General features: G+C 69.1%; 22 protein-coding genes and 1 pseudogene. 11 read left to right on the forward strand and 12 right to left on the reverse strand.

The features are described from left to right. Position 1: 1 nt before the first annotated feature. Entirely contained in the window at positions 2 to 2,632 is a 2,631-nt protein-coding gene (gene mutS, locus G369_RS0116010) for a DNA mismatch repair protein MutS (protein ID WP_019655025.1), read from the reverse strand. 84 nt (positions 2,633 to 2,716) lie between these two features. After that, the gene (locus tag G369_RS0116015; RefSeq protein WP_020723093.1) at positions 2,717 to 2,941 is read right to left on the reverse strand and encodes a hypothetical protein; all 225 of its coding nucleotides are present in this window, start codon (positions 2,939 to 2,941) and stop codon (positions 2,717 to 2,719) included. A gap of 214 nt (positions 2,942 to 3,155) precedes the next feature. Here G369_RS0116015 and G369_RS0116020 point away from each other — a divergent pair, with 214 nt between their 5' ends. Genes G369_RS0116020 through G369_RS0116030 form a run of 3 tightly spaced genes read left to right on the forward strand, consistent with a single transcriptional unit; the run spans position 3,156 to position 5,295 of the window. Continuing rightward, positions 3,156 to 4,205, forward strand: a complete 1,050-nt coding sequence (locus G369_RS0116020; RefSeq protein WP_019655027.1) for an SAM-dependent methyltransferase — start codon at positions 3,156 to 3,158, stop codon at positions 4,203 to 4,205. Further along, positions 4,205 to 4,867 (forward strand): DUF6134 family protein, encoded by a 663-nt coding sequence (locus tag G369_RS0116025; protein ID WP_019655028.1) that lies wholly within the window; start codon positions 4,205 to 4,207, stop codon positions 4,865 to 4,867. The genes G369_RS0116020 and G369_RS0116025 overlap by 1 nt, the downstream gene beginning before the upstream one ends. Then, positions 4,864 to 5,295, forward strand: a complete 432-nt coding sequence (locus G369_RS0116030; protein ID WP_019655029.1) for a DUF2177 family protein — start codon at positions 4,864 to 4,866, stop codon at positions 5,293 to 5,295. The genes G369_RS0116025 and G369_RS0116030 overlap by 4 nt, the downstream gene beginning before the upstream one ends. Here G369_RS0116030 and G369_RS0116035 read toward each other — a convergent pair. Next, positions 5,258 to 5,914 carry a ChrR family anti-sigma-E factor gene (locus tag G369_RS0116035; protein ID WP_019655030.1) on the reverse strand — a complete coding sequence of 219 codons (657 nt, stop codon included), beginning with the start codon at positions 5,912 to 5,914 and terminating at the stop codon, positions 5,258 to 5,260. The genes G369_RS0116030 and G369_RS0116035 overlap by 38 nt on opposite strands. A 5-nt stretch (positions 5,915 to 5,919) precedes the next feature. Next, positions 5,920 to 6,504 (reverse strand): sigma-70 family RNA polymerase sigma factor, encoded by a 585-nt coding sequence (locus G369_RS0116040; protein ID WP_019655031.1) that lies wholly within the window; start codon positions 6,502 to 6,504, stop codon positions 5,920 to 5,922. A gap of 175 nt (positions 6,505 to 6,679) precedes the next feature. Between G369_RS0116040 and G369_RS0116045 the strand changes: the two genes are divergently transcribed. From G369_RS0116045 to G369_RS0116055, 3 genes are read left to right on the forward strand one after another with little or no spacing between them, the layout of a single operon-like run. Then, entirely contained in the window at positions 6,680 to 8,110 is a 1,431-nt protein-coding gene (locus tag G369_RS0116045; RefSeq protein WP_019655032.1) for an NAD(P)/FAD-dependent oxidoreductase, read from the forward strand. After that, a complete protein-coding gene (locus G369_RS0116050) occupies positions 8,107 to 8,904 on the forward strand; it encodes a DUF1365 domain-containing protein (protein ID WP_019655033.1) in 798 nt (265 codons plus the stop codon). The genes G369_RS0116045 and G369_RS0116050 overlap by 4 nt, the downstream gene beginning before the upstream one ends. After that, positions 8,901 to 10,130, forward strand: a complete 1,230-nt coding sequence (locus G369_RS0116055; RefSeq protein ID WP_019655034.1) for an SAM-dependent methyltransferase — start codon at positions 8,901 to 8,903, stop codon at positions 10,128 to 10,130. The genes G369_RS0116050 and G369_RS0116055 overlap by 4 nt, the downstream gene beginning before the upstream one ends. Positions 10,131 to 10,161: 31 nt before the next feature. Here G369_RS0116055 and G369_RS0116060 read toward each other — a convergent pair whose 3' ends face one another. Continuing rightward, positions 10,162 to 11,748 carry a cryptochrome/photolyase family protein gene (locus tag G369_RS0116060; protein ID WP_019655035.1) on the reverse strand — a complete coding sequence of 529 codons (1,587 nt, stop codon included), beginning with the start codon at positions 11,746 to 11,748 and terminating at the stop codon, positions 10,162 to 10,164. 188 nt (positions 11,749 to 11,936) lie between these two features. On the opposite strand from G369_RS0116060, the gene G369_RS35845 reads away from it, so the two are divergent. Next, positions 11,937 to 12,491 (forward strand): DUF2878 domain-containing protein, encoded by a 555-nt coding sequence (locus tag G369_RS35845; protein WP_019655036.1) that lies wholly within the window; start codon positions 11,937 to 11,939, stop codon positions 12,489 to 12,491. A 46-nt stretch (positions 12,492 to 12,537) separates the two neighbouring features. Here the strand turns inward: G369_RS35845 and G369_RS0116070 are convergent, their stop codons facing one another. Then, the gene (locus G369_RS0116070) at positions 12,538 to 14,055 is read right to left on the reverse strand and encodes a sensor domain-containing diguanylate cyclase (RefSeq protein WP_019655037.1); all 1,518 of its coding nucleotides are present in this window, start codon (positions 14,053 to 14,055) and stop codon (positions 12,538 to 12,540) included. 223 nt (positions 14,056 to 14,278) lie between these two features. Here G369_RS0116070 and G369_RS0116075 point away from each other — a divergent pair, with 223 nt between their 5' ends. The 3 genes from G369_RS0116075 to G369_RS0116085 all read left to right on the forward strand — a co-directional run bounded on the left by G369_RS0116075 (position 14,279) and on the right by G369_RS0116085 (position 17,331). Continuing rightward, positions 14,279 to 15,256 carry a magnesium and cobalt transport protein CorA gene (locus tag G369_RS0116075; protein WP_019655038.1) on the forward strand — a complete coding sequence of 326 codons (978 nt, stop codon included), beginning with the start codon at positions 14,279 to 14,281 and terminating at the stop codon, positions 15,254 to 15,256. 72 nt (positions 15,257 to 15,328) lie between these two features. After that, the gene (locus G369_RS35850; RefSeq protein WP_019655039.1) at positions 15,329 to 15,802 is read left to right on the forward strand and encodes a MarR family winged helix-turn-helix transcriptional regulator; all 474 of its coding nucleotides are present in this window, start codon (positions 15,329 to 15,331) and stop codon (positions 15,800 to 15,802) included. Next, positions 15,799 to 17,331 (forward strand): DHA2 family efflux MFS transporter permease subunit, encoded by a 1,533-nt coding sequence (locus G369_RS0116085; protein ID WP_019655040.1) that lies wholly within the window; start codon positions 15,799 to 15,801, stop codon positions 17,329 to 17,331. The genes G369_RS35850 and G369_RS0116085 overlap by 4 nt, the downstream gene beginning before the upstream one ends. Before the next feature lie 127 nt (positions 17,332 to 17,458). Here the strand turns inward: G369_RS0116085 and G369_RS0116090 are convergent, their stop codons facing one another. The 6 genes from G369_RS0116090 to G369_RS0116115 all read right to left on the reverse strand — a co-directional run bounded on the left by G369_RS0116090 (position 17,459) and on the right by G369_RS0116115 (position 24,312). Next, entirely contained in the window at positions 17,459 to 18,295 is an 837-nt protein-coding gene (locus tag G369_RS0116090; RefSeq protein ID WP_019655041.1) for a siderophore-interacting protein, read from the reverse strand. Between the two features lie 58 nt (positions 18,296 to 18,353). After that, positions 18,354 to 18,929 (reverse strand): PadR family transcriptional regulator, encoded by a 576-nt coding sequence (locus G369_RS0116095; protein WP_026346414.1) that lies wholly within the window; start codon positions 18,927 to 18,929, stop codon positions 18,354 to 18,356. Between the two features lie 95 nt (positions 18,930 to 19,024). Then, entirely contained in the window at positions 19,025 to 19,921 is an 897-nt protein-coding gene (locus G369_RS0116100) for a 2OG-Fe(II) oxygenase (RefSeq protein ID WP_019655043.1), read from the reverse strand. Between the two features lie 7 nt (positions 19,922 to 19,928). Then, positions 19,929 to 20,540 carry an SEN1982 family lipoprotein gene (locus tag G369_RS0116105; protein ID WP_019655044.1) on the reverse strand — a complete coding sequence of 204 codons (612 nt, stop codon included), beginning with the start codon at positions 20,538 to 20,540 and terminating at the stop codon, positions 19,929 to 19,931. An 11-nt stretch (positions 20,541 to 20,551) separates the two neighbouring features. Further along, the gene (locus G369_RS0116110; protein WP_019655045.1) at positions 20,552 to 22,003 is read right to left on the reverse strand and encodes a cytochrome-c peroxidase; all 1,452 of its coding nucleotides are present in this window, start codon (positions 22,001 to 22,003) and stop codon (positions 20,552 to 20,554) included. Continuing rightward, positions 22,000 to 24,312 carry a hypothetical protein gene (locus G369_RS0116115; RefSeq protein WP_019655046.1) on the reverse strand — a complete coding sequence of 771 codons (2,313 nt, stop codon included), beginning with the start codon at positions 24,310 to 24,312 and terminating at the stop codon, positions 22,000 to 22,002. The genes G369_RS0116110 and G369_RS0116115 overlap by 4 nt, the downstream gene beginning before the upstream one ends. A gap of 519 nt (positions 24,313 to 24,831) precedes the next feature. Between G369_RS0116115 and G369_RS39830 the strand changes: the two are divergent. Continuing rightward, positions 24,832 to 25,545: pseudogene (locus tag G369_RS39830) on the forward strand (DUF1266 domain-containing protein); the annotation flags it as partial. Between the last annotated feature and the right edge of the window lie 26 nt (positions 25,546 to 25,571).

Raw genomic sequence — 25,571 nt, forward strand, 5'->3', positions numbered from 1 at the left:
GTCATGCGCCGCCGAGTTCACGTTTGTTCAGTTTTTGAAGGGCATACAAGGCATCGAGGGCCTCGCGCGGACTCATCGTGTCGGGGTCGAGCGCGGCCAGCGCGGATTCTACGGCGCTGGCCATGGGCGTTTCGGCCACCGGGGGCGGTGCGAACAGGTCGACCTGTGCACGAGTTTGCGCATGCTGCGATTCAAGTGCCTCCAGCGCCTGCCGGGCATGGTTGACCACCGCAGCGGGCATTCCCGCCAGCCGCGCCACCTGGATGCCGTAGCTCTTGCTGGCCGGGCCGGGCTGCATCTCGTGCAGGAACACGATGTCGCGGCCCGCCTCGGTGGCGCTCACGTGCATGTTCACCGCACAGTGGTGCGTGGCCGGGAACTCGGTCAGCTCGAAGTAGTGCGTGGCGAACAGCGTGAAGGCCTTGCTGCGGTCGTGCAACTGCGCCGCGATGCCGGCGGCCAGCGCCAGACCGTCGAAGGTGCTGGTGCCACGGCCGATCTCGTCCATCAGCACCAGCGACTGCGCCGTGGCGCTGTGCAGGATCTGCGCCGCCTCCGTCATCTCGAGCATGAAGGTCGACTGCGCGTTGGCCAGGTCGTCCGCTGCGCCGATGCGGGTGTGGATCGCGTCGATCGGCCCGAGCCGGCAGGCGGCCGCCGGCACGTGCGAGCCGATGGAGGCCAGCAGCACGATGATCGCCACCTGCCGCATGTACGTCGACTTGCCGCCCATGTTGGGGCCGGTGATGACCTGCATGCGCTGCTGCGGCCCCAGCTGCGTGTCGTTGGCGATGAAGCCGCCCGACGACTTCTCGGCCAGCCGCGCCTCCACCACCGGATGGCGGCCCTGCTGGATCTCGATGCAGGGGTGCGACACGAAGCTGGGCGCGCGCCAGTGCAGCGTGTGCGAGCGCTCGGCCAGCGCGCACAGCGCATCGAGCGTCGCGAGGCCGCCGGCCAGCTGCGTGAGCGCGGGCACCGAGGGCTGCAGCGCGTCGAGCAGCTGCTCGTAGAGCCACTTCTCGCGGGCCAGGGCGCGGTCCTGTGCGCTCAGGGCCTTGTCCTCGAAGGCCTTCAGCTCGGGCGTGATGAAGCGCTCGGCGTTCTTCAGCGTCTGGCGGCGGCGGTAGTTGTCGGGCACCTTCGACAGGGCGCTCTGCGTCACCTCGATGTAGAAGCCGTGCACGCGGTTGAACTGCACCCGCAGGTTGCCGATGCCGGTGCGCTCGCGCTCGCTGATCTCCAGCTTCAGCAGGAAGTCGTCGCAGTTCTCGCTGATGGCGCGCAGCTCGTCGAGCTCGGCGTCGTGGCCGGTGGCGATCACGCCGCCGTCGCGCACCAGCGCGGACGGGTCGGGCTTGATGGCGCTGGTCAGCAGGGCGGCGCAGCCCGGCGGCGGCGCGAGCCGCTCGGCGATCTGGCCGAGCAGCGCGGACGAGCCCGGCAGCAGCGGCGCGAGCTGTTCCGCCTTCGAAAGCGCCAGCTGCAGCGCCAGCAGCTCGCGCGGGCGCACCTGGCGCAGCGCGATGCGCGCGGCGATGCGCTCCACGTCGCTGGTGTTCTTGAGCTGCTCGCGCAGCGTGCGCCAGGGCGCGGCGGTGGCGCCGAGCATGGTGGCCTGCAGCGCGGCGATGGCCTCGAGCCGGCCCTGCGCCTCGGAGCGGTCGCGCCGCGGCGAGAGCAGCCAGCGCTTGAGCAGGCGGCTGCCCATGCCGGTCATGCAGGTGTCGAGCAGCGAGAACAGCGTGGGCGAGTCTTCGCCGCGCAGCGTCTGCACCAGTTCGAGGTTGCGCCGCGTGGTGGGCGGCAGCTCGATCAGGTCGCCATCGCGCTCCACCGACAGGCGCTGCACGTGCGAGAGCGCGCGGCCCTGGGTGTGTTCGGCATAGCCCAGCAGGGCCGCGGCGGCTGCATGCGCGTTGGAGAGCGATTCGGCGCTCCAGGCGGCCAGGCTGTTGCTGCCCATCTGCTCGGCCAGCTTGCGCTCGCCCAGTCCGCCGTCGAACTGCCATGCCGGACGCACCGACAGCGTGAAGGGCGTGGCGGCGCGTGCGGCCTTCAGGCGCTGCTCGAAGGCGGGCGTGACTTCGGCGCTGTAGAGCAGCTCGCTGGGGCCGATGCGGGCGATCCAGGCTTCGAGCGCGTCGGCGGGGCACTCGGCCAGCCGCAGCTCGGCGCCAGTCACGCTGAGCCAGGCCAGGCCGCAGGTGTTGCGCGTGCCGGCGTGCACCGCGAGCAGCAGCGAATCGGCCTTGTCGTTCAGCAGCTCGGAGTCGGTCAGCGTGCCGGGCGTGACCACGCGCACCACCTTGCGTTCGACCGGCCCCTTGGCCGCGCCCACTTCGCCCACCTGCTCGCAGATGGCGACCGATTCGCCCAGCTTGATGAGCCGGGCCAGGTAGGTGTCGACCGAGTGGAAGGGCACGCCGCACATCACCACCGGCTGGCCGGCCGACTGGCCGCGCTGGGTGAGCGTGATGTCGAGCAGGCGCGCGGCCTTCTCGGCGTCGGCCCAGAACAGTTCGTAGAAATCGCCCATCCGGTAGAACAGCAGGGTGTCCGGATGGTCGGCTTTCAGGCCTAAATATTGGGCCATCATGGGAGTGTGCCCAGAGGCGTCGATCTTGGTCATTTCAATCAGTGGCTTGCGATCCGTGCCCCGGGCGTGCGGGGCAGGTGGGGGATGTTCCTCGGCATTTTCCGTGCGGCCCGCCGTTCATCCGGCGCGCCGGCCGCCCTCGAGCGGCCACTGCCTGGTCTTGAGCATGAACAGCTCGAAGAGGCCCGGCGCCATCGAGCGGTCGCCGGCCTCCCACTGCTGCCAGCCGCGCAGCGAGGCCTGCACCGTCTGAGCGGCTTCGGTCTGCGTGAGGCCGGCGGCAATGCGCGCGTCGCGGACGGCGGCGGGCGAGGGGCTCGAGGGCTTGTTCGGGGAGGGCATGGGAGACATGGCGCCTGGAGGTTGCGCGCACGGGTGGAAGTGCCGCGGGCATTCTACGTTCAATGCGCGTATCGCCGGCCCGCGCGCGACGACGGAACGGCCGGGCTTCGGAAGGCGGAAATCCGTTGAGCAGCAGCCGGGCAGCGCCCGCCGAGTGATCCGTCGCGCCCCGTCTTGCGTACGAGGGGATCAACCACATCCGACGACGACCGCCATGTCACGAGCCTCCAGCACCTCCGCAGCCATCCACTGGGTCGAACAGGGTCTGGTGCCCGACGCCGCCGTCCGTGTGGGCGTGCGCAGGCTGCTGCGGCAGCGCCTTGTCGAGCTCGACAGCGGCAATCCCGAAGCCGTGGCGCGCCACTCGCAGGCATTCTTCGAGGAGCTGTGCAAGGCGCCGCTGGCCCTGTTGCCCGAGAAGGCCAACGAGCAGCACTACGAACTGCCGGCCGCCTTCTTCGCCGCCGTGCTGGGGCCTCACCGCAAGTACAGCTGCTGCTGGTGGCCCGAAGGAGTCGAGACGCTGGAGCAGGCCGAGGCGGCCGCCCTGGCCGAAACCTGCGCCCGTGCGGGGCTGGCGGACGGGCAGCGCATCCTCGAACTCGGCTGCGGCTGGGGTTCGCTGAGCCTGTGGATGGCCGAGCGCTTTCCGGGCTCGCGCATCACGGCGGTATCGAACTCGAATTCGCAGCGCATGTTCATCACCGCCCAGGCCGCTGCGCGCGGCCTGCGCAACCTGGAAGTGATCACCTGCGACTTCAACGATTTCGAGACGACCGAGCGCTTCGACAGGGTGGTGTCGGTGGAGATGTTCGAACACCTGCGCAACTGGCCGCGCGCCTTCTCGAACGTCGCGCGCTGGCTCAATCCGCAGGGCCGCTTCTTCATGCACGTGTTCGTCCACCGCGAGGCGCCGTATCCCTTCGAGGTGCGCGATGCGAGCGACTGGATGAGCCGCTACTTCTTCTCGGGCGGCATGATGCCCAGCGACGACCTGGCCCTGCGCTGCCAGGACGACCTGCGCCTGCTGAACCAGTGGCGCTGGAACGGCCGCCACTACGCGAAGACCTCCGCCGCCTGGCTGTCGCGCATGGACGCCCGGCGCGAAGAACTCATGCCGCTGCTCGAATCCGTCTACGGCGAGCGCGACGCATCGATCTGGTGGACCCGCTGGCGCCTGTTCTTCATCTCGGTGGAGGAGCTGTTCGCCTACGCCGAGGGCGGCCAGTGGTGGGTCGGCCACTACCTGTTCGAGAAGCGCTGATGCCCGCGCGCGCCCCGGCCTTCGCCCTGGCGCCCGTGCTGGCGCCTCTCCTGGCGATCATGGCCTTCACGGCGGGCACGGCCTCGGCGCAGGGCAGCGGGAGCGAAGGTGCGATCGAGGAGGGCGAGTGGAACTTCACCGCCACGCTCGACGGCAAGCCGATCGGCACGCACCGCTTCGTGGTCGGCGGCAGCCCTGCGGCGCGCAGCGTCGACAGCCGCGCCGACTTCGTCGTGCGCATGCTCGGCGTGTCCCTCTACCGCTACCGCCATCACGCCGAGGAGCGCTGGGCCGGCGACTGCATGCGCGAGTTGCGAGCCGACACCGACGACGACGGCACCCGCCAGCAGGTCTCGCGCCGCTACGACGATGAATGCCTGATGAGCTTCGCCTACTGGAATCCCAGGCTGGTGAAGCAGCAGCGCCTGATCGATCCGCAGACCGGCAAGTCGGAGTCGGTGCGCTTCGAGCCGCTGCCCGCCGCCAACATCGAGGTTCGCGGCCAGGCGGTGCGTGCGCGGGGCTGGCGCCTGCAGGCCGCGCAGCAGCGCATCCGCATCTGGTATGCCGCCGACAGCGGCCGCTGGATCGGGCTCGACGCCGAGACCAAGGGCGACCGCCAGCTCAGCTACCGTTTGACTTCCCCCACCGGCGCACCATGAAACCTTCCGCCCGCACCTTGTCCATCGCCTACCTGTGGGCGCTCGTGAGCTTTCTGCTGCTCGATGCCGTGTGGCTGTCGCTCATGGGGCCGCGCCTGTACAAGCCGGCGCTCGGCGACCTGATGGCGCCCGACGTCGACTGGCTCGCGGCGGTGCTGTTCTATGCCATCTACCTGGCCGGCCTGCTGGTCTTCGCCATCGCACCGGCTCTGGCCGACGGAGCCGCCGGCGCGGCGCTGCGGCGTGGCGCCTTCTTCGGGCTGGTGGCCTATGCCACCTACGACCTCACCAACCAGGCCACGCTGCGCGGCTGGCCCTGGGCCATCACCGCTGCCGACCTGGTGTGGGGCAGCTTCGTGAGCGGCGCGGCGGCCTGGGTGTCGGCCCGCCTCACATCCCGACGAGCGAACCCAGCACGCGCGCGATAGCGCTGTCGAAGCGCAGGCGGCCATCCAGCGAAGCGAGGCAGATGCACTCGCTGCCGTCCTGGACCACCGGCTGGTGGTGGATCTCGCCGTCGGCCGCATCGAAATCCCCGGGCCCGAACAGGGCGCGGCCGTCGTGGAAGCGGCCGTGCAGCACCTGGGTGAGCTCCAGCCCCTTGTGCGTGTGCTGCGGCAGGTACTTGCCGGCCGCGATGCGCAGCAGGAAGACGTTGGCCTCGGGCGCCTCGGGCACGCTCACGCGGCTCCAGCGCATGCCGGGGCCGATCCAGCGCCAGGGCGTGGCGCTGCAGTGGGCGAGCGCGCGCGGCCAGCGTGCGCCGGGCGGCAGCGGCGGCGGTGCGCTCACGCGGACGGTCTCCGCAGGCGCGCTTTCGAGCGCATCGATAGCGGTCCAGGTGCGCGCCAGCGCGTCGTCGGCCATCGGCACGGGTTCCAGTTCGTCGAGCAGGATGCCGCCCAGGGCATCGAGCGTGCGCGCGCGCTCGCGGCACAGCGGGCACAGTTCCAGGTGGCTGGCCAGTACCAGCCGCGTGCCGGTCGGCAGCTGGCCGGAGGCTCGGGCCAGCAGCAGGCCATCGTCGGGGTGATGTCGGATGTCCATCGTCGTCAGCGTTCCATCAGGCGGCGCAGTTGCGCGACCGCCAGGCGCACGCGCGATTTCACCGTGCCCAGCGGAATGCTCAGCTGGGCCGCGATGCGGGCATGCGGCTCGTCTTCGAAATAGGAAAGGTGCAGCACCTGCTGCTGCTCGGGCGGCAGCAGCCGGAAGGCGCTGCGCAGCCGTTCGTTCAGGCGCGAGGCGTGCAGACCCTCGTCGAGTGCGGCGTCGTCGGCCTGGATCAGGTCGAAATCGAACTCCTCCTCGCCCGACTCCGCGCCCTGGCGGCGCCGAAGCGAGTCCACGCGCAGGTTCCGCGCAATGGTGAATATCCACGTGGAGACGGCAGCCTGCGCCGGGTCGAACAGCGCGGCCTTGCGCCACACGCTCACCAGGGCTTCCTGGGCCAGCTCCTCGGCCTGCAGCTCCGGGCTGCCGATGTGCATCAGGTAGTGCTTGACGCGCGGCGCGAAGTGCGAGAACAGCCGCGCGAACGCTTCCCGGTCCTGCCGCTCGGCCACGGCCGCAAGGGCCTGCGCCCAGAGGTCTTCGGAGCGGCGCGGCTGCTTGAAATCGGTGGCAACAACGGTCAAGTTGGGCGCTCGGCGACCGCGGGGCAGGGGAATACCCGCAGGGTGGGTGGATGGGTCGGGTACGGCGGCCATGCTAACCCTTACGCAATCCGGCCGCGATCGGATCATCGCCGCAACGCGCCATGGTCCAAACGGTAGTTTCCTGCGTACAAGCTCCAAGACTTCGAGACGCACCATGCCGCCCTTCGACCCCCAGCCCGCCCAGCCCGCCGTCCCCGCGACACCCGACTCTCCGAGCCAGGGCCTGCGCATCGCCGTCGTCGGCACCGGCATCTCGGGCCTTTCCTGTGCCTGGCTGCTCTCCCAGGGCTCCCAAGGCCACGAGGTGACCGTGTTCGAGAGCGAGTCCCGCCTCGGCGGCCACAGCAATACTGTCGACGCGCCGGTGCGCGCAGGCTCGGTGCCGGTGGACACCGGCTTCATCGTCTACAACGAGCCCGCCTATCCGAACCTGACAGCGCTGTTCCGGCACCTGGAGGTGCCGACCGCGGCCTCCGACATGTCCTTCGCCGTCAGCCTCGATGCCGGCCGGCTCGAATACGCCGGCACCGACCTGCGCGGCCTGTTCGCGCAGAAGCGCAACCTGGCGAGCCCGAGGTTCTGGTCGATGCTGCGCGAGCTGCTGCGCTTCTACCGCGAGGCGCCGCGCGACGCCCGCAAGGCCGGCGACCAGGCGCTGGACGACTACCTCGACGCCCGCGGCTACGGCCGCGCATTCCGCGACGACCATCTCTATCCGATGGCCGCCGCCATCTGGTCCACGCCGGCGGCGCGGGTGGGGCGCTATCCCGTGGCGGCCTTCGTGCGCTTCTGCGAGAACCACGGCCTGCTGCAGATCAGCGACCGGCCGGTCTGGCGCACCGTGGCCGGCGGCAGCCGCGAATACGTGCGGCGCCTGAGCCAGCCTTTCGCCGACCGCGTCCACCTCGACCAGGCCGTGCTCGAGCTGCATCGCGAGCCCGACGGCGTGCGCATCCGCACCACCGGCGGCTGGTGGCCGCAGCGCTTCGACCACGTCGTGCTGGCGACCCACGCCGACCGGTCGCTGGCCCTGCTGCCCGACGCCTCCACCGCCGAGCGGGCCCTGCTGGGCGCCTTTCCCTACAGCCGCAACCTGGCCGTGCTGCACCGCGACCCGGCACTGATGCCCACGCGCCGCTCCGTCTGGTCGAGCTGGAACTACCTCGGAACGCGCGGCAACGGCGCCGCGCCGATGGTGACCTACTGGATGAACCGGCTGCAGTCCCACCTGCCGCAGGGGCAGGGGGCCGAGCCGCTGTTCCTGACACTCAACCCGGTCACCGGCCCGCGGCCCGAGCACCTGATCCGCACCGAGGTCTACGACCACCCGCTGTTCGACGGCGCCGCCATGGCCGCGCAGCGCCATCTCTGGAACCTGCAGGGCCAGCGCCGCACCTGGTTCTGCGGCGCCTACTTCGGCTCCGGCTTCCACGAGGACGGCCTGCAGGCCGGCCTGGCGGTGGCCGAGGCGCTGGGCGGCGTTCGCCGGCCCTGGAGCGTGCCGCAGGAGTCCGGGCGCATCCACCTGCCGCAGGCCGCACAGGCAGTGCAGGCAGTGCAGGCAGCGAGGGCGGTCGCCCCATGAACGGGCAGGGCGGCTCGGCGCTCTATGTCGGGCGCGTCATGCACCAGCGGCTGCGGCCCAGGCGCCACCGGCTCGCCTACCGCATCTACAGCGTGCTGGTCGACATCGACGAGCTGCCGCAGCTGCACGACCGGCTGCGCCTGTTCTCGGTGGACCGCTTCAACCTGTTCAGCTTCCACGCCGCCGACTACGGCGACGGCTCGGGCCGCGACCTGCGCGCCCAGGTCGAGGCGCGGCTGCGCGAGGCGGGGCTGCCCACCGGCGGCGCGATCCGGCTGCTGACCATGCCGCGGCTGCTCGGCCACGTCTTCAACCCGCTCAGCGTGTGGTTCTGCCATGCACCGGACGGCGCGCTGCAGGCGATGGTCTACGAGGTCAACAACACCTTCGGGCAGCGGCACAGCTACCTGATTCCGGTGGACCCGATGGAAGACGGGGCCGCCGCGGTCATCGACCAGCGCTGCGACAAGCAGATGTACGTCTCGCCCTTCAACGGCATGGACCTGCGCTACCGCTTCCGCATCGCGCCGCCGGGCGAGTCGGTGTCGATCGGCGTGAGCGTGCACGATGCCGACGGCGCCGTGCTCAACGCGCGCCAGGACGGCCAGCGCACTCCGCTGAGCGACCTCGTGCTGCTGCGCGTGTTCCTGACCCATCCGCTGCTGACCCTCAAGGTCGTCGCGGCCATCCACTGGCAGGCGCTGCGCCTGTGGATCAAGCGCGTGCCCCTGCATCCGCGTCCGGCGGCCCCGGAGCGCGACATCACCATCGTTTCCACGAGCAAGACTCCATGAGCCTGACCACGCCCTCCGCCCCAGTCACCGAACCCACGCTCGATGCGGTCCCGTCCTTCTCGCCACTGCGGCGGCTGCTCGCCCGCACGCGCTTCGGCCGGCTGGCGCTGACGCTGCCCGGCGGGCGCAGCATCGAGGTGGCCGGCCGCGAGCCCGGCCCGCATGCCAGCCTGCGCCTGCTGAGCTGGCGGCCGATCGTGCGGCTGCTCATGCAGGGCGACCTCGGCCTGGCCCTGAGCTTCCGCGACGGCGAATGGGAAAGCCCCGACCTGCTGGCCCTGTTCGAGTTCGGCCTGGCCAACGAGGCCGCCTGGGGCTCGCTGCTCAAGGGCCGCGGCCCCTCGCGCTGGCTGGCCCGGCTGCTGCACCTGGCGCGCAGGAACAGCCGGCGCGGCAGCCGGCACAACATCTCTTTCCACTACGACCTGGGCAACGAGTTCTATCGGCTCTGGCTCGACGACAGCATGCTGTATTCGAGCGCGCTCTTCAGCGAGGAGACCGACGACACGCTGGAGGCCGCCCAGGCGCGCCGCCTGGAGGCCATCCACCGCATGCTCGACACCCCGCAGGGCGGCGACGTGCTCGAGATCGGCTGCGGCTGGGGAACCCTGGCCGCGAGCCTGGCCCGCCGGCACGATGCGCGCGTGACCGGGCTCACGCTGTCCGCCGAGCAACTGGCCTTCGCCCGCGAGCGCGGCCAGGAATGGGGCGTGGCCGACAAGCTCGATCTGCGGCTGCAGGACTACCGCGACGTGCAGGGCCGGTTCGACCGCATCGTCTCCATCGAGATGATCGAGGCCGTCGGCGAGGCCTACTGGCCCGCCTACTTCACGACCCTGCGCGACCGCCTCAAGCCCGGCGGCACGTTGGTGCTGCAGGCGATCACCATCGCCGACGAGCATTTCGAGAGCTACCGCCAGGGCGCCGATTTCATCCAGCACTGCATCTTCCCGGGCGGCATGCTGCCGAGCCCTGGCGTGCTGCAGGAGCAGGCGCGGCGCGCGGGGCTGGTGATCGAGTCCTCGCTCTGCTTCGGGCCGGACTACGGACGCACGCTCGCCGAGTGGCGCAAGCGCTTCCTCGCGGCGTGGCCGCAGATCGAGCCGCTGGGCTTCGACGCGGCCTTCAGGCGGCTGTGGACCTACTACCTGTCGTATTGCGAGGCCGGCTTTCGCTCCGGGCGCATCGATGTGGGTCTGTACCGGCTGCGCGCTGCCGATGCCTGAACCGGGCGAAGGCGGCGGGCAGCCCGGCGCCTCAGGGCGTGTAGCCGCCCGCCTGTTCGAGCTCGGCCCTGATCGCAGCCGCCTGCGTCCTGATCGCCTCGGCCTGCTGCTCGGACAGCCGCGACAGGTTTCGGACCTGCGCGCCGATGCGCTGGTGGTTCGCGAAGCGCTCGCGGTGCCTGAGCAGGAAGTCCCAGTACAGCGTCGTGAAGGGGCAGGCCTCGGGCCCCTGGCCGAGGCCGGGCCGGTAGCGGCACCGGGCGCAATACTGTCCGCCGCTCATGCGCTCGATGTACTTGCCGCTGGCGACGTAGGGCTTGCTCGTCATCACGCCGCCGTCCGCGTACTGGCTCATGCCCGCGGTGTTGGGCAGCTCCACCCATTCCACCGCGTCGACGTAGATGGCGAGGTACCACTCGTGGACCTCGCGGGGCCGCACACCGAGCAGCAGCGCGAACAGGCCCGTGACCATCAACCGCTGGATGTGGTGGGCGTAGCCCAGGCGCAGCGTCTGCCGGATCGCATCCGACAGGCAGGCCATGGGCGTCTCGCCGGTCCAGTAGAAGGCCGGCAGCGGCGCCTGCGCATCCAGCGCGTTCGACTCCGCGAGACCCGGCATGGAAGTCCAGTAGACGCCGCGGACATATTCGCGCCAGCCCAGCACCTGGCGGATGAACCCTTCGGCGCTCGCCAGCGGAACGCGGCCCTCCCGCCAGGCGCGTTCCGCCCGGGCGACCACTTCGCGCGGCTCGATCAGCTTGAGGTTCATCGCCGCCGAGAGATGGGCGTGCCAGAGCCAGGGCTGGCCGGGCCAGATCGCGTCCTGCCAGGGGCCGAAGCTGGGCAGCCGCTCGTCGATGAAGCGCTCCAGCGCCAGCAGCGCCTGCTCGCGCGTCACCGGCCAGGCGAAGCCGTCGAGGTCGCCCGGATGGCGCGCGAACTCCCGGGCCACCAGGGCGAGCACCTCCTGCGTGATCGCATCGGGCTCGAAGCGGGCAGGCTCGGGCACGATGCCCGGCCCGTCGGCGCCGAAGGACTGGCGGTTGTCGGCATCGAAATTCCAGCGCCCTCCAGCGGGCCCGTAGCCTTGCGTTCCTTCCTCGCCTTCCATCAGCACGCGGTGCTGGCGGCGCATCTGCCGGTAGAAGTTTTCCATGCGCAGGGTGCGATGGCCGCGGGCATGGTCGGCGAACTCGCGCACGGTGCAGAAGAAGTGGCGGTCGTCGCGCAGTTCCAGCGCGAGCCCGGCCTCGGCGGCGGCGCGACGCAGCGCGCGCAGCACGCGCCAGTCGCCCGGCGCGGTCATCACCAGCCGCTCGGGCCGCAGCAGCCGGATCGCGCGCGCCAGTTCGCCGGCCAGGCTGCCAGAGTTCGCGGGATCGTCGAGGCGCACGTAGTGCAGGGGCCAGCCTCGCTCGCGCAGCAGCTGCGCGTGGTGGCGCATGGCCGACAGGAAGAGAGCGGTGCGGATGCGGCTGGAGGCGACGTGCGTGGACTCCTCGCGCACCTCGGCCATCCAGATGGCGTCCTGTGCGGGATCGAAGCCGTCGAAGGCCGAGGCCCGGCCGTCCAGCTGGTCGCCCAGCACCAGCACCAGCTGGCGGATCGGCGGCGTCATGAACGGCTCGCCCGCGCCATAACTCTGGCACGAGGCACACGAGACGCACGGGGCGTGATCGAAGCTGGCATGGTTGTTCCCGGAAGCGCGGCGATCCGGACTGCACACCGCCGACCCCGCCACTTCCGTACGCCGCCGGGCCGCGCCCGGATCACTGCCGCCGCCTTCGTCGGACAGGGCCGATCCGCATGAAGACCCTGCTGCGCCAGTACGGCCCGACCGTTCTCAACCTCGTGGTCTTCCAGGCGGCCTGGTTCGCCTGCGTGCTGGGCGCCGCACGCGGCGCGCCCGGCTGGGGCGTGGCGGCCTGCATGGGCGCCGTGCTGCTGAACCTGTGGTTCAGCGATGCGCGCCGGGACGAACTGCTGCTGGCGCTGTGCGCAGTGCTTCTCGGACTGGCGTGGGACACCGGCATGGCGCGCGGCGGCGTGCTCGTCTATGCCTCGCCCGGACCCTGGCCCGGCCTGGCGCCGGTGTGGATCCTGGGGCTGTGGGCCCTGTTCTCGACGACGTTGCGCGGACCGCTGCGCTGGCTGCACGGGCGCTGGCTGCTGTCGGCCGCGATCGGCGGCGTGGGCGGTGCCTTGTCCTATGCGGCCGCGGTGCGGATGGGGGCTGGACAGTTCCCCGACCCCACGCGGGCGATGCTGGTGCTGGGCGCCGGTTGGGCCGTGATGACGCCGCTGCTGGTGGAGCTGGCGCGCTGGCTGGGGCAGCGCGCGACCCGCCGCGTGGCGCGCTGACTCTGCCGGTCTTGCAGAGTCCTTGGGCTTTCGAGCGGCGCGAGGCTCAGCCGGCCACCCATTCCTCCTGGCTGACCCAGCAGTTGCGTCCGTTCTCCTTGGCCCTGTAGAGCGCGGCATCCGCCGCCTCGACGAGCTGCAGCTCCGGCGCATGCGACTGCGACCCCCGAAAGGTCGCCACGCCGATGCTGACGGTGACCTGCCCATGGGGACTCTCGCTGTGCGTGATGCCGAGCGAGCGCACCTGTTCGAGCATGAGTTCCGCGACCTTGCAGGCGCCCTGAAGGCCGGTGCTGGGCAGGATGATCGCCAGCTCTTCTCCGCCGTAGCGCGCCACGAGGTCACCCGGGCGCCTGATGCTGCGCCTGAGCGCCATGGCGACGGCCCTCAGGCACTGGTCGCCGGCGACGTGGCCGTAGGCATCGTTGAAGCCCTTGAAGTAGTCCAGGTCCAGCAGCAGCAGGGAGAGGGCCGTGTTTTCCCTTGCTGCGCGGCGCGATTCCTGCGCCAGCACTTCGTCGAAGCTGCGGCGGTTGGCCAGCCCGGTCAACTGGTCCTGCGTCGCCAGGATCTCCAGGCGGCGGTTGGCCTGCAGCAGGTCTTCGCGGGCGGCCATCAGCGAAGCCTCCGCCCTGATCCGCCGGCCGATGTTGATGATCAGCCTCCAGCCCACCGCGGCCATGGCGGCCAGCAGGGCGCCGACGACGGCGATCGTCAGCAGCGCCTGGCGCCTCCAGGCCTGCAGCGCCTGTTCGCGGCCTACCGCTACCGAGGTCAGCACCGGGTAGCGGTCGCTCTTTCTGAAGGCATAGAGCCGCTTCATTCCGTCCACGCTGGAGCGGAACGACGCGGTGCCCGAGGTGCCCGAGAAGTGCCGCTGGAAATTGGCCGACTTCGAGAAGTCGAGGCCGATGTTCTTCTCGCTGTAGGGATAGAGCACCAGCATCTGCCCCGTATTGGTGCTCAGGCCGATGGTGCCGGTGTCGGGGAGTGCGATGGTGCCGAATGCGCGCAGGAAGTTCTGCAGGCCCAGGCCGATGACGACGACACCTGCGAACTCGCTCTTCTCGTCCTCGAGGCGGCGGCTGACCGTGATCCCCCATTCGCCGGAGAAAGGGTTGCGAACCGGCGGGCTGATGTGGACATCGTTCGAGCGCGTGTCGCGGTGGCGGATGAAGTAGGGCCGCTTGGCGCTGTTGGTGCCCCGCGGGACCTCGCCCTTGGAGTAAATGAGCCAGTTGCCCCGGGCATCGAGGACCGCGACGCCGTCGAGAGGATCGAGCAGGCGTTTCTGCCGTTCGACCAGCGACTGCACGCGCTGCATGTGCTCGCGCGCATTGCCTTCGGCCTTCAGCGTCTCGGCCACGCCCTGCAGCAGCATGTCGCTCTGGGTGAAGATGCCTTCGGCGTAGATGTTCAGCGCCTTGGCAAGGTTGAGGTTGTTGGTGTCTGCCGCGGCCAGCGTCTGTTCGCGCGATACCCAGAGCTGCCAGCCGGTGGCCGCCGATACCGAGACCATGACGGCCGCGAGCAGCGCCTTCGCAAGGCGAACGTCCCGCTTCACTTGAGCAGCTCCTCGAACGAGCCGGTTTCCATCCCTTTCCCCCTTTTTCATCTTCTGCGTTGCGGCGTCTGTTTTTGCGCCGCTGTGCCGTCGGCCGGTCCTCGTGTAGGCCAGGCCACTGCGAACTCTATACGACCTGCCTGAAATGTTGGCGGCAGGCGCTGCGGAAGTCTCGTGGCACCATCGATGGTTTCCACGCGTGTGAACTTCCCGGGGGGCATCGATGCTGATCAACTGCGTCGCCTACGAAAACGGCTCCAAGCTCGCCGACATATCGGTCGAGGACATCAGCGACTACATCGGCCGGCCCGGCTGCTTCGTCTGGGTGGCGCTCAGCGACGCCTCCGACGAGGAGCTCAGCGAGATGCAGAAGGAGTTCGGCCTGCATCCGCTGGCGGTGGAAGACGCCCACCACGGCCACCAGCGCCCGAAGATGGAGGAATACGGCAACTCGCTCTTCGTCGTCATGCACCTGGTGGAGCCCTCGGAAGATGGCGAGCACCGCATGAACGTGGGCGAGGTCGACGTCTTCGTCGGCGCCAACTACGTGCTGTCGGTGCGCAACCGCAGCAAGCAGGGCTTCCTGGGCGTGCGCGAGCGCTGCGAGCGCGAGCCCGAGCTGCTGCGCAACGGCGCGGGCTTCGTGCTGTATGCGCTGATGGACGCGGTGGTCGACCGCTACTTCCCGGTGATCGACGCGCTGGAGGTGGAGCTGGAATCCATCGAGCAGCAGATCTTCGGCCAGGGCGGCGCGGCGCGCGACAAGATCAAGCAGCTCTACGACCTGAAGCGGCGCAGCATGGTGCTCAAGCGTGCGGTGGCGCCGCTGGTGGAGGCGGCCGGCAAGATGCACGGCGGGCGCGTGCCGCAGATCTGCATCAGCTCGCAGGAATACTTCCGCGACGTCGGCGACCACCTGGCGCGCATCAACGCATCGATCGACGCGATGCGCGAGACCATCGCCACGGCCATACAGGTGAACCTGTCGATGGTCACCATCGAGGAAAGCGAAGTCACCAAGCGCCTCGCGGCCTGGGCCAGCATCTTCGCGGTGTGCACCGCCTTCGCCGGCATCTGGGGCATGAACTTCGAGAACATGCCGGAGCTGAAATTCCGCTACGGCTACGGCGTCGCGCTCGGGCTGATCGTGAGCACCTGCGGCTATCTCTACTACCGGTTCAGGCGGGCAGGGTGGCTCTGAGCGATTCGACAAGCCCGGCCGGCCGGCATTGCTAATGCCCAACTAATAAACATGTAGACAATCAAGTCCCTTATGAAAAGGGACTTCACCCAGCGCTTCGGCTTTCTCGTCAAGAGCGTGGGCAAGCTCTACAGCGAGGAGTTCGACCGCCTCGCGCGCGAGCGCATCGGACTCACCAGCGCGCAGTGCCGCCTGCTGGGCGCGCTGGCGATGCACGGCGACGAGGAAGAGCCGCTCTCGCAGGCCGAACTCGCGCAGCGGCTCGACCTCACTCCCATGGCCGTCGCCGGCCTGTGCGACCGCATGGCCGCCGCCGGCTGGATACGCCGCGAGCCCAGCCCCACCGACCGCCGCGTCAACCGGATCCACCTGGAACCCAGCGCCGAGAAGGCGCTCGACAGCGCCCTGAGCATCAGCGACGGGCTCAACGCCCGCGTGATGTCGGTGCTCTCTCAGGCCGAGCGCGCCCAGCTGCTGGGCCTGCTCTCCAGGGTGCAGGCGAGCCTCGTGGAGATCACCTCGCCGGGCGGCCGCAAGCCATCATGAGCGCCGCGCCCGGAACCACCGTGCCGCACCGCGGCATGATCACCATCTCGATCATGCTGGCCACCATCATGCAGGCGCTGGACACGACCATCGCCAACGTGGCGCTGCCGCACATGCAGGGCAGCCTGCAGGCCTCGCAGGACCAGATCACCTGGGTGCTCACCTCGTACATCGTGGCCTCGGCCATCGCGCTGCCGCTCACCGGCTGGCTGTGCGGCCACTGGGGGCGCCGGCGCGTGTTCATCATCTCGGTGATCGGCTTCACCGTGGCCTCGGCGCTGTGCGGGCTGGCGACCTCGCTGGTGGGCATCGTGGCGGCGCGGCTGCTGCAGGGCGTCTTCGGCGCGGCGCTGGTGCCGCTGTCGCAGGCGGTGCTGCTGGACATCAACCCTCGCGAGAAGGTCGGCCAGGCGATGGCCATCTGGGGCGCCGGCATCATGGTCGGGCCCATCCTCGGGCCGCTGCTGGGCGGCTGGCTCACCGAGAACTTCGACTGGCGCTGGGTGTTCTTCATCAACCTGCCGGTGGGAATCTTCGCCTTCTGGGGCATTGCGCGCTACCTGCCCGAAAGCCGGCCGCAGGGCGAGCGGCTCGACATCTTCGGCTTCGTCACGCTGAGCATCGCCATCGGCATGCTGCAGCTCTTCCTCGACCGCGGCGAGCAGCTCGACTGGTTCGAGTCGTGGGAGATCAAGCTCGAGGCCGCGGCCGCGCTGGTGGCGTTCTGCTTCTTCGTGGTCCACACGTGGACGGTGCAGGGCGTCTCCTTCTTCGACCGCGACCTGCTGAAGGACCGCAACTTCGTCACCGGCCTGCTGTTCGCGTTCATCGTCGGCATGATCCTGTTCGCGACCATGGCGCTGTTGCCCAACTTCCTGCAGGGGCTGATGGGCTACCCGGTGGTCTACACCGGCGAGGTGACGGCGCCGCGCGGCGTGGGAACGATGATCGCGATGATCATCGTCGGGCGTCTGGTGCAGCGCGTCGATGTGCGCGCGATCATGGCGCTGGGCTTCGGCCTCACCGCCTTCTCGCTCTACCAGATGACCCGGCTCACGCTGCAGATGGACAGCACGCTCATCGTGGTCTCGGGCTTCATCCAGGGGCTGGGCATCGGCTTCACCTTCGTGCCGCTGTCCACCGCCACCTTCGCCACGCTGGCGCCGAGGCTGCGCAACCAGGGCACGCCCATCTTCAGCCTGCTGCGCAACATCGGCAGCAGCGTGGGCATCTCGATCGTGCAGGCGCTGCTTACCGAAGGCTCGAGCAAGGCGCACGCGCAGATCGCGTCTACCGTGGCGCCGGGCAACGCGGCGCTCGCGACCCTGCCGCAGATGATGTCGCCCGACACCGCCACGGGGCTCGCACTGCTGAACGCAGAGGTCACGCGGCAGGGCGCGCTGATCGGCTACCTGGACGACTTCGCCATCATGATGATCATCACGGTGCTGGCGATTCCGCTGCTGTTGCTGATCCGAAGCCCCAAGCGAAGCGGGGCGGCTTCAGGGCCTGCCGAAGTGCCGCATTGAGTTTCTCCCTCCTCCGCTGAGGGAGGGCAGGGGTGGGGGCAGGCGGCCTATGCAACTGCAGCGGCTTTTCAGGCGCCGCTGGCCCCCATCCCAACCTTCCCCCAGCGGGGGAAGGAGCAAAAACCGCTCACTCGTCGTGCGAATCGTGCGTGGCCACCGCACCGCGGCGCCAGTAGCCCGAGGCCCGCGTCCACTTCGGATTCGCTCCGCGCTCGCCCACCAGGTGCGCACGCAGCGCCTTGGCGGTGGCCGATTCGCAGCCCACCCATGCGTGGAAGTCGCCGGCCGGCAGTTCGATCGCCTTCAGCGCATCGAGCAGCACGTGGCTCAGGCCCGGCTCGGTGCCGCGGCGGTGCGCCCACTTCAGGGTGAGTTCGGCCTGCGTGTCGAACGCGATCTCGTCGGCTTCGCTGTCGATCTCCGCCAGCACCACCGCGCGCGCGCCGGCCGGCAGCTCGGCCAGGCGCCGCGAGATGGCGGGCAGTGCGGTGTCGTCGCCGATCAGCAGGTGCCAGTCGAACTCCGTCGGCACGATGAACGAGCCGCGCGGGCCGCCCACGCCGAGGATGTCGCCGGCCTTGGCCTGCTCGGCCCACTGCGTGGCCGGGCCGGCCTCGTGCAGCGCGAAGTCGATCTCGAGCGTGCCGGCCTTCGCGTCGTGGCGGCGCGGCGTGTAGTCGCGCATGGTGGGTCGGCCTTCGGGCCAGACCGGGCCTTCGGGGCCCATGGTGGGCAGGCTCAGCTTGCCGGTGGCGGGGTCGGGAAAGAACAGCTTCACGTGGTCGTCGAAGCCGGGGCTCTGGAAGCCCGCGAGGTCGTCGCCCGTGAGCGTGACGCGGATCAGGTGCGGCGTCACGCGCTGCACCGTCTTCACCGAGAGCTTGCGGAAGCGCAGTTCGTGGCGCACCCGGCGGGGCGTGCGGTCGGGTGCCGTGGACGCTGGTGATGTACTGAAGTCAGTCATTGCGTAGATCCTGTTGCGAGACAGGGTTGGTTGGAATTCGTGTTGCGTCGGCGGCTCCTCAGATCTTCTCGATCTGCTGGGCCGCGGCGTCGAGCACCGCGGCGAACTCGTGCGCCTGCTGCTCGGTGAGTGGGGCGCCCGTGAGGCGCATGCGCATCGCCATCTTGAGGTTCTCGATCGCGCGGGTGACCTGCGGCGGCCTGCCGCCGCGCGGACCGGCGCCATCGACGCCGCCGCCCATGCGGGCCATCATGGCGTCGGCCATCTCGCGGTTGGCTTCGAGGAACTCGCGGCCGCTGTCGGTGATGCTGTAGCTCTTGCGCCCGCTGCCGTCGGCGGTCTCGACGCTGAGATAGCCCATCTCCTCCAGCAGCGTGAGCGTGGGATAGACCACGCCGGGGCTCGGCGCATAGCTGCCCCCCAGGCGGTCCTCGATCGCCTTGATGAGCTCATAGCCGTGCGAGGGCTTGTCGGCGATGAGCCGCAGCAGCACGAAGCGCAGGCCGCCATGGCCGAACACGCGTCCGCCGACTCCGCCGCGCGCGCCGCGATGTCCGCGTCCGCCGGAAAGACCGTCTTCATGCTCGCCGCGGGCCATGCGGCAGTGGTGATGGTCGGAGTGGAAATGTCTCATGGTGGGTGTCCTTCTTGAGGTATGTCTGAATTATTTTAGATATATCTAAAATAATGTCAAACCGATACCCACCGGGAGCACCCCGCCATAGAGATTCAGCCCGGCGAAACCTCTCCTGCAGCCACGAAGCGCCGCTGCCGCATCCACTTGGTCGCCACCCATTTCTCGCCGCGCAATACAGGCGCGCCCGCGTGCAGCGAGGCATGGTCCACCTGGCCACGGCTGTTGCAGTACTCGAAGTACACGGCGCTTCCGGGTTGCGGCGACACCGACCAGCCGCTTTCGGGAAATACCGTCTCGCCGCCTTCCTCCACTTCATTGAGATAGGTCACCAGCGTGCTCACGCGCTGGCCACTGCGCGCGAGCGAGGCCCGATTGGCCTCGTTCGAGGGCACCAGGAAGTCGAAGTGCGGCATGCTCCGGGCGCCCGCGGGGTAGTGCAGCACCTGCAGACCTTCGCCGTTCTCCACCGGCATGTTCATGAGTTCCGACACCCGCTGGTCGAGCCGTGCGATGAAGGCGTTCTCGCGCAGCCGAAAAAACATGCCCAGGCTGCTGCGCTGGCTGCCTGCAAGGTCGCGCCCCGTCAGCGGGTCGACGGTGGTCGACGGCGCGAGCCGCGGCCTTGCGAGCGCGATGAGCTCCTCGCACTCCTGCGCGCTGAATACGTCGTTCAGCACGGCCAGCGCCGGTTGCGCCGCGCGAGCCGCCACCCGCACGAGCCTGTCGGCGGTGCGGATCGAGGTGCCCGGTGGCAACCTCGACGGCTCGTAGCTGTAGGGCGCCTGCACCGTCACCGAGTCGGTGGGCAGAGGGCTCCCGGTGCGCAGCGCGAAGACGAATGCGTCGACGATGGCCCTTGCCGCTTCGGGCGGCATGGCCTGCTCGCGCATCGCATCGACCACGTCGGCGGCCGTGCAACCCTGGCGCAGGTTGTGCACCACCCAGTCGGCCAGCGCAGGCTGGAAGCGCAGCACGGTGTCCGTGGTCACGGTGCGCTCAGATCTGCGCCGGCACCCAGCCGGTGTCGGTGCGCCTGAAGCTCTGCTTGAGCTGCATCGTGCCGGCGCCGCGCACCACACGGTCGACCATCGGGAACACCCGCTGCACTTCGGCGTCGCCGATCCAGGGCGCGGCATCGATCCTGTAGGTGTAGGTCACCACCACCTCCGAGGGCTCCTTCGCATCCTTGGGCGCTTCCCAGCCGACGACCTTGTCCAGCGTCAGGTGGGCCGCGCAGAAGTCGCCCTGCGGCTCGCGATCGATGAAGTACTTCCTGCCTTCCTCGGTCAGCGCGTAGCGCGTGACCTCGATCTCGCCGGCTTCCTGTTCCTTGTCGTCCTTGACCGTCGCCTTCGAGGCGCTCACCAGCCCCAGCCGCTCCAGCACCGGCATCTGCAGCGCGTTGCGGGCGCGCGTGCCGGCCTCGCGCTGCGGTACGTCGATGGGCCAGCGTGTCTTGCCCAGGCACAGGTCGCCCTTCTTTGCGAGGTAGGCGTTCATGGCCGCCGTGAGGTTCTGCAGATCGGCCTCGGGCGGTTTCGGTCCGCAGCCGGCGAGGGCGGCGAGGAGCGCGGCACCCAGTGCCGCAGGAAGAGTCTTCTTGTTCATGGATGTCGCAATCAATTGACGCAGGCTCCCGGCTTGACGGGCGTGGCCGGCTTGGTGTCGGCGTCGCTGAGGGTGTTCAGGAAGCAGATGAGGTCCGCGATGTCCTGCTCGGACATGGGTGGCGCCGAGCCGGCGGCGCGGCCGTCCATCGGCAGCTGCGTGTCGATGTTCGGCACGTAGGCTGGCGGCAGGTCGTCGAACTTCTTCACCTTGCCGCCCGTGTACTGCGTGGTGATGAGGCCGTAGGCCGGAAAGTCCGCGTCGTTCTTCTCCTTGGGCGTTCCGCCGACGGTGGGATACCAGAGCTCGGGCCGCGTGTCGCGCGTGTTGTAGAAGCGGATGACCTGCTCCAGCGAATGCATCACGCCGTTGTGGAAGAAGGCCTGCCGCGTCGCCACGTTGCGCATGGTCGGCGCCTTGAACATGCCGCAGAAGCTGTTCGCCGCGTTGGGTGCCGCGGGTGCGTGGTCTGTACGCAGAGGGCCGCACACACCCATGTCGAAATACTTCAGGTCGTTGTTGGCCGGAATGTTCGCGTTGCGCGGCACGCCGATGGCTTCGTACGAGAAGTCCGTGAAAAGCGCCGAGCTGCCGTTCAGTCCCGCGCCCTGGTAGTGACACGAGGCGCAGTTGCCCGTCGCCGGATTGGTGAACACCTTGAGCCCGCGCGTTTCGGCGGGCGTGAGGTTGCCGCCGATCTTGTTGGCCGCATAGAGGTCGAACTTGCTGCTGTACGGGTGGAAGCTCCTGTCTTCCAGCTGATAGGCCTGCAAGGCCTGCAGCGCCTTCGCGAAGGCGGCGTCGCTGTCGTCGAACACTTTCTCGCCGAAGGCCTTGGCGATGAGCGGGGCGTAGTCGGCGGCCTGGAGTTTCTTCACCACGTCGGCGCTGCTGGCGTTGGCCATCTCCAGCGGATCGAGCAGCGGAATGCGCGCCTGCGCGGCCAGCGTGTCGGCTCGGCCGTCCCATGCGAAGCCGCCGCCGGGGCCCGGCACGCTGATGCCGTCGGGGTTGTCCAGCAGATCGGCATAGGCCGGGGTGATGTCCTTGTAGCGCAGCGAGGGCACCGCGCGCAGGCCGGCCTTGTCCATGTGCACGCCGCCGAGTTGCACCGACAGGTCGTTGGCCGGCGCGTAGGCGTGGGCGGGGTCGTGGCAGCTCGCACACGACATCGCGCCCGAGCCGGAGAGGTTCTTGTCGAAGAACATCTTCTGGCCCACCTGCGCCGCGAGACTCAGCGTGCTGGCGGGAATGGACGCAGCAACGGCAGCGGGTGAGCTCGCCGCCGGGGCCGGAGCGGATGCCGGAGGCAGCGCGACGGCCGAGCCGCCGCCTCCGCTTCCGCCGCCGCAGGCGACGAGCACCGCACCGGCCAGGCCGGCCACGGCCAGCGCCGCCAGCGCGAGCTGTCCGGTGCGCCTCACCGCCGGCCCTTTCGGGCCGAAACGGCGTTCCTCGCTCATTGCTTCAGAGACCAGACGTTCAACTGGTTCGCATCGGGTCCGACCTGCGCCGTGGTCGCCACGTCAGCCGACTGCTTCTGCGTGTAGCCGGCCGGGATCACGAAGGCGTGATTGATCGGGCGCACGCTGTCGAAGTGGGTGTCGGCGCTGCCGGCGTACTCCGGCAGGTTCACGATGTTCTGGGCGATGAAGGCCTCGGTGTACTTCGAACGGTTCATGTACGAAGCGTCGTTGCCCGGGTCCGCCAGCTGGAACATGTCCTGCAGCGTGCGCACGAACGAGAAGTGGCTGTAGGCATCGCTGTCGGATACGCCCTTGGGTGCATTGGGCTGGTTGGTGAGGATGCCGAAGATGCTCTCGCCGTGGCCGCGGTTGCCGTTGGTGTAGTGGGTGATCGTCGCATCGACGGACCACGTGCCGTCGGCGTTCTGCCGGATCGGGTTGGCCACGGTGCTGTTCGCCACGTTCCAGCCGCAGCAGGAGTTGAAGCCGCTGGTCGCATTGCCCTCGTCGAACATCAGCACGATGGCCACGCGCTTCTGCGTGTTCTTCCACAGCGGCGATGCCTGGATGCGCTTGACCGTGTAGTCCACGTAGTTGTCGCCGCGCGTGATGATCGGCGAGACGGCCGTGTTCGACACGTTGTTCGCCACGCTGCTGCAATCGCTGGCGGTGCCGGCAGTGCCGCCGCTCGTGCCCTTCACGCTGATGCCGTGCATGTCGTCGCACTGGTCGGGCACCAGGAAGTTCAGGTTGCCCACGTTGCCGCTGGCCAGGTCGGTGCCGAGCTGGTCGTAGTCGTAGTTCGCGGGAATGGCGTAGTCGCTGCTGTTCTTCAGCGCCGCGTCCCACTGGCCGCCGCCCATGGTGCGGTTGCTGTATTTCCACTCCGGCGCGCTGCGCACGTTCTGGTAGGCCATCCCCGGGTGGTGCTTGGTCTTGTACAGGCCACCCGGCAGCGGCAGCACGAGGTTGGGGTCGCCGATGGCCGCGGCGTTGCCGCCGAGCGTGCCCGGGGCGTACACGTTGTCCTTGGCGGTGACGGCGGTGTCGGCCACGCTGTCGGTGCGGAAGTCCTGTCCCGGGTTCATCGACTCGCTGTAGGTGCGCCATGTCAGGCCGGCGCTGGTCATGGCATTGAAGAGGTTCGGCTTGCCCACGATGTTGTGGTTGGTCCCCTTCTGCGTGCAGGTGGCCGCGAACGGCGACTTGGCGAGGCCCGGCTGTGTGTTGTCCGGCACGGGCAGGTCCTGCACTGCGTTGGCGCCGGTGGCGTCGCAGTTCCACTGGCTGTCGTCGGTGATGCCCCAGTCGTCGGCGCCGCCCAGTGCCGTGTAGTTCGGCTCGCTGGGGTTGCCGGTGGCGTAGTAGCTCACGAGCTGGTTGCCGGCCTTCAGGTAGCCGTTGATCTTGGGCGCGTAGGCCGAGTTCAGGATCGACGACGTGGCCTTGTTCTCCAGCATCACGATGAAGATGTTGTCGTAGCGCGGAATGCCTTCCAGGTTGAAGGCGGCCTGCTGCGACTGCAGGAAGGTGATCTTCTTGCGGGTGTCCACGGCGCCGGCGGTGGCGGCTGTCACGCCGACCAGGCTGCTCAGGCGCGGATCGCCACCGGGGTTGGCGAGGGCGTCGGGGTACATGTCGCCGCGGTCGAGCTTGGTGGTGGCGTAGGCGAAGCGGTTGTTCAGCGCGTTCGACTCGGCCAGCATCGCCGTCTGCGTGCTGCCCGCCGCGGCGTTGACGTCACCCAGCACGGCATCGGCCGACACGCCCAGGCGAGCTGCCAGATTCTGCTTCTCGACCGCATAGCTCGTGCCGTTGGCCTCGATCAGGCGCGCCACTTCGGACGACAGCGGGCTGACCACCACCGCGGTGCCTTGTTCCTTCACCTGGTCGAGCGTCACGCGCAGCACTTCGCGCGTGGGCACGCTGGCGCCGGTGGCGGTGTTCTTTGCGCTGGTGCCGATGTCGGCGATGAGCGCCGAGGGGCCGCTCAGCGACAGGCTGAACTTGCCGCTGGCGTCGGTCACTGCGGCAGGCTCGCCGCTGTCGCAGCGGCCGTTGCCGTTGCTGTCGACGCAGACCGTGGCGCCCGCGTAGTAGCCGGCGGCGATCACGGGGTCGGTGCTGCTGCCCGCCTTGAAGGCCGTGGCCGTGAGCACGCCGCTGAACGTGGTGTTGCCGGAGCTCGCGGGCGGCTGGCTCGTGGTGGGCGGCGGCAGGAAGGCGACAGGGCCCGAGCCACCGCCGCCACCACCGCACGCGGCCAGCAGCGAGGCGGCGAGTGCAGTGAGGGTGGGGTAGAGCAAGCCGGATCTGATTTTTGGAGTGGCTTTCAATTTCTGCTTTCGAGCGTGGAGGGGAACACTTGCACAGCAGCTGGATGAGGCGACTCCACGGCCGATGCCGTTCGTCTCCCTCGCCACTGCGTATCGCGGGTGAATCTAGGTTTGCCCTGTGTCAGTCAAAAGGCAAAAGACTTAGTGGCGAATTAGGAGAAGTGGGTTGAACGCGGCTCGAAGACGAGAGTGGAAAAACAGGCGAAAAAACCCGCTGGCACGCCTGACCGAGGCCTGACTTTCCTGCATGTCGAACGCTCGAAATGCATCTGCCGGTTGCGAATGCGAAAGTTCTCGCGCTTCGAACCCGGGCATCTTCACGCGGCCGCGAGTGAAGAATTCGTCAGAGTTCCTGGCGGTCGTTCTGTGTAGCATCGCCCCTTTTTGGGCTGCGGAGTGCGACTCGCGCCGACCCGGCGTCAAGATGCGCGCCCGCTTCAATCAGGAGGGATTCCAATGGGGATGATGGATGCGCTCGGCCATGCGCTGATGGACAACCAGGAGCTTCACTTCGGCACCGCCAACGCTGCAGGTGCCGAAGGGCTCACCAGTGAAGAGCGGTGGCTGGTCACGCTCAGTGCGCCGCTGTCGGCCTTCAACGGCGACTATGTGGATGCGGTGCTCACCGGCAAGGACGACGACGTGCTGCGCGAGGGCATCGCCGATGTCTGGAGCGTGCACGACCGGGCGAGCTTCGAGCAGACCGCGCGCTGGCTGGTCGATGAAGGGCAGCGCTCGACGTACGCGCCGCTGTGGGAGGCTGTCGGCGCGATCGACAAGGCCACGCAAGAGACGCCGATGCTGCTGCGCATGGTCATGGACGCCTTCTTCCCCGCGTTCTTCCAGATCAAGGCGCGCAAGAGCCTGGACTACCGCGAGCTGGGCCAGCGCAGCGGCAAGTCGACGCAGGAACTGGCCGCGCTGATGACGGGCAGCCCGAGCTGGGTCGAGGCACTGCGCAAGCACTTCCATGTCTCGCAGGCCGAGGTGCCCAGCCTTGTGGCCTGGGACGCCGTGCGCCTGGCGAGCCTCTCGCGCTGGGCGGTGCAGCTCGGCTACATCGAGCGCGCGGAGTTCGCGGGCTTTGCCGGCGGCCTTGCCAGGCAGGTGCGCGAGGCGTACGGCAACTGGTCGCAGGTGAGTGCGGCGTACATCGCGGGCGGATTGATCTGGAAGTACTCGGACGCGCGCGAAGAGAACCTGCTGCGCACCAACCGCCTGCTGCTGAG

It is taken from the genome of Variovorax atrisoli 110B (assembly GCF_000382045.1).
GTDB lineage: Bacteria > Pseudomonadota > Gammaproteobacteria > Burkholderiales > Burkholderiaceae_C > Variovorax > Variovorax atrisoli.

What these genes read in the sequence shown, in the direction of transcription:
- G369_RS0116085 (WP_019655040.1), top strand. Translation starts at nt 15,799, where the DNA reads ATGAGCGCCGCGCCCGGAACCACCGTGCCGCACCGCGGCATGATCACC.
- G369_RS0116035 (WP_019655030.1), bottom strand. Translation starts at nt 5,914, where the DNA reads ATGGACATCCGACATCACCCCGACGATGGCCTGCTGCTGGCCCGAGCC.
- G369_RS0116110 (WP_019655045.1), bottom strand. Translation starts at nt 22,003, where the DNA reads ATGAGCGAGGAACGCCGTTTCGGCCCGAAAGGGCCGGCGGTGAGGCGC.
- G369_RS0116015 (WP_020723093.1), bottom strand. Translation starts at nt 2,941, where the DNA reads ATGCCCTCCCCGAACAAGCCCTCGAGCCCCTCGCCCGCCGCCGTCCGC.
- G369_RS0116030 (WP_019655029.1), top strand. Translation starts at nt 4,864, where the DNA reads ATGAAACCTTCCGCCCGCACCTTGTCCATCGCCTACCTGTGGGCGCTC.
- mutS (WP_019655025.1), bottom strand. Translation starts at nt 2,632, where the DNA reads ATGACCAAGATCGACGCCTCTGGGCACACTCCCATGATGGCCCAATAT.
- G369_RS0116105 (WP_019655044.1), bottom strand. Translation starts at nt 20,540, where the DNA reads ATGAACAAGAAGACTCTTCCTGCGGCACTGGGTGCCGCGCTCCTCGCC.
- G369_RS35850 (WP_019655039.1), top strand. Translation starts at nt 15,329, where the DNA reads ATGAAAAGGGACTTCACCCAGCGCTTCGGCTTTCTCGTCAAGAGCGTG.
- G369_RS35845 (WP_019655036.1), top strand. Translation starts at nt 11,937, where the DNA reads ATGAAGACCCTGCTGCGCCAGTACGGCCCGACCGTTCTCAACCTCGTG.
- G369_RS0116055 (WP_019655034.1), top strand. Translation starts at nt 8,901, where the DNA reads ATGAGCCTGACCACGCCCTCCGCCCCAGTCACCGAACCCACGCTCGAT.
- G369_RS0116095 (WP_026346414.1), bottom strand. Translation starts at nt 18,929, where the DNA reads ATGAGACATTTCCACTCCGACCATCACCACTGCCGCATGGCCCGCGGC.
- G369_RS0116020 (WP_019655027.1), top strand. Translation starts at nt 3,156, where the DNA reads ATGTCACGAGCCTCCAGCACCTCCGCAGCCATCCACTGGGTCGAACAG.
- G369_RS0116090 (WP_019655041.1), bottom strand. Translation starts at nt 18,295, where the DNA reads ATGACTGACTTCAGTACATCACCAGCGTCCACGGCACCCGACCGCACG.
- G369_RS0116060 (WP_019655035.1), bottom strand. Translation starts at nt 11,748, where the DNA reads ATGACGCCGCCGATCCGCCAGCTGGTGCTGGTGCTGGGCGACCAGCTG.
- G369_RS0116075 (WP_019655038.1), top strand. Translation starts at nt 14,279, where the DNA reads ATGCTGATCAACTGCGTCGCCTACGAAAACGGCTCCAAGCTCGCCGAC.
- G369_RS0116045 (WP_019655032.1), top strand. Translation starts at nt 6,680, where the DNA reads ATGCCGCCCTTCGACCCCCAGCCCGCCCAGCCCGCCGTCCCCGCGACA.
- G369_RS0116025 (WP_019655028.1), top strand. Translation starts at nt 4,205, where the DNA reads ATGCCCGCGCGCGCCCCGGCCTTCGCCCTGGCGCCCGTGCTGGCGCCT.
- G369_RS0116050 (WP_019655033.1), top strand. Translation starts at nt 8,107, where the DNA reads ATGAACGGGCAGGGCGGCTCGGCGCTCTATGTCGGGCGCGTCATGCAC.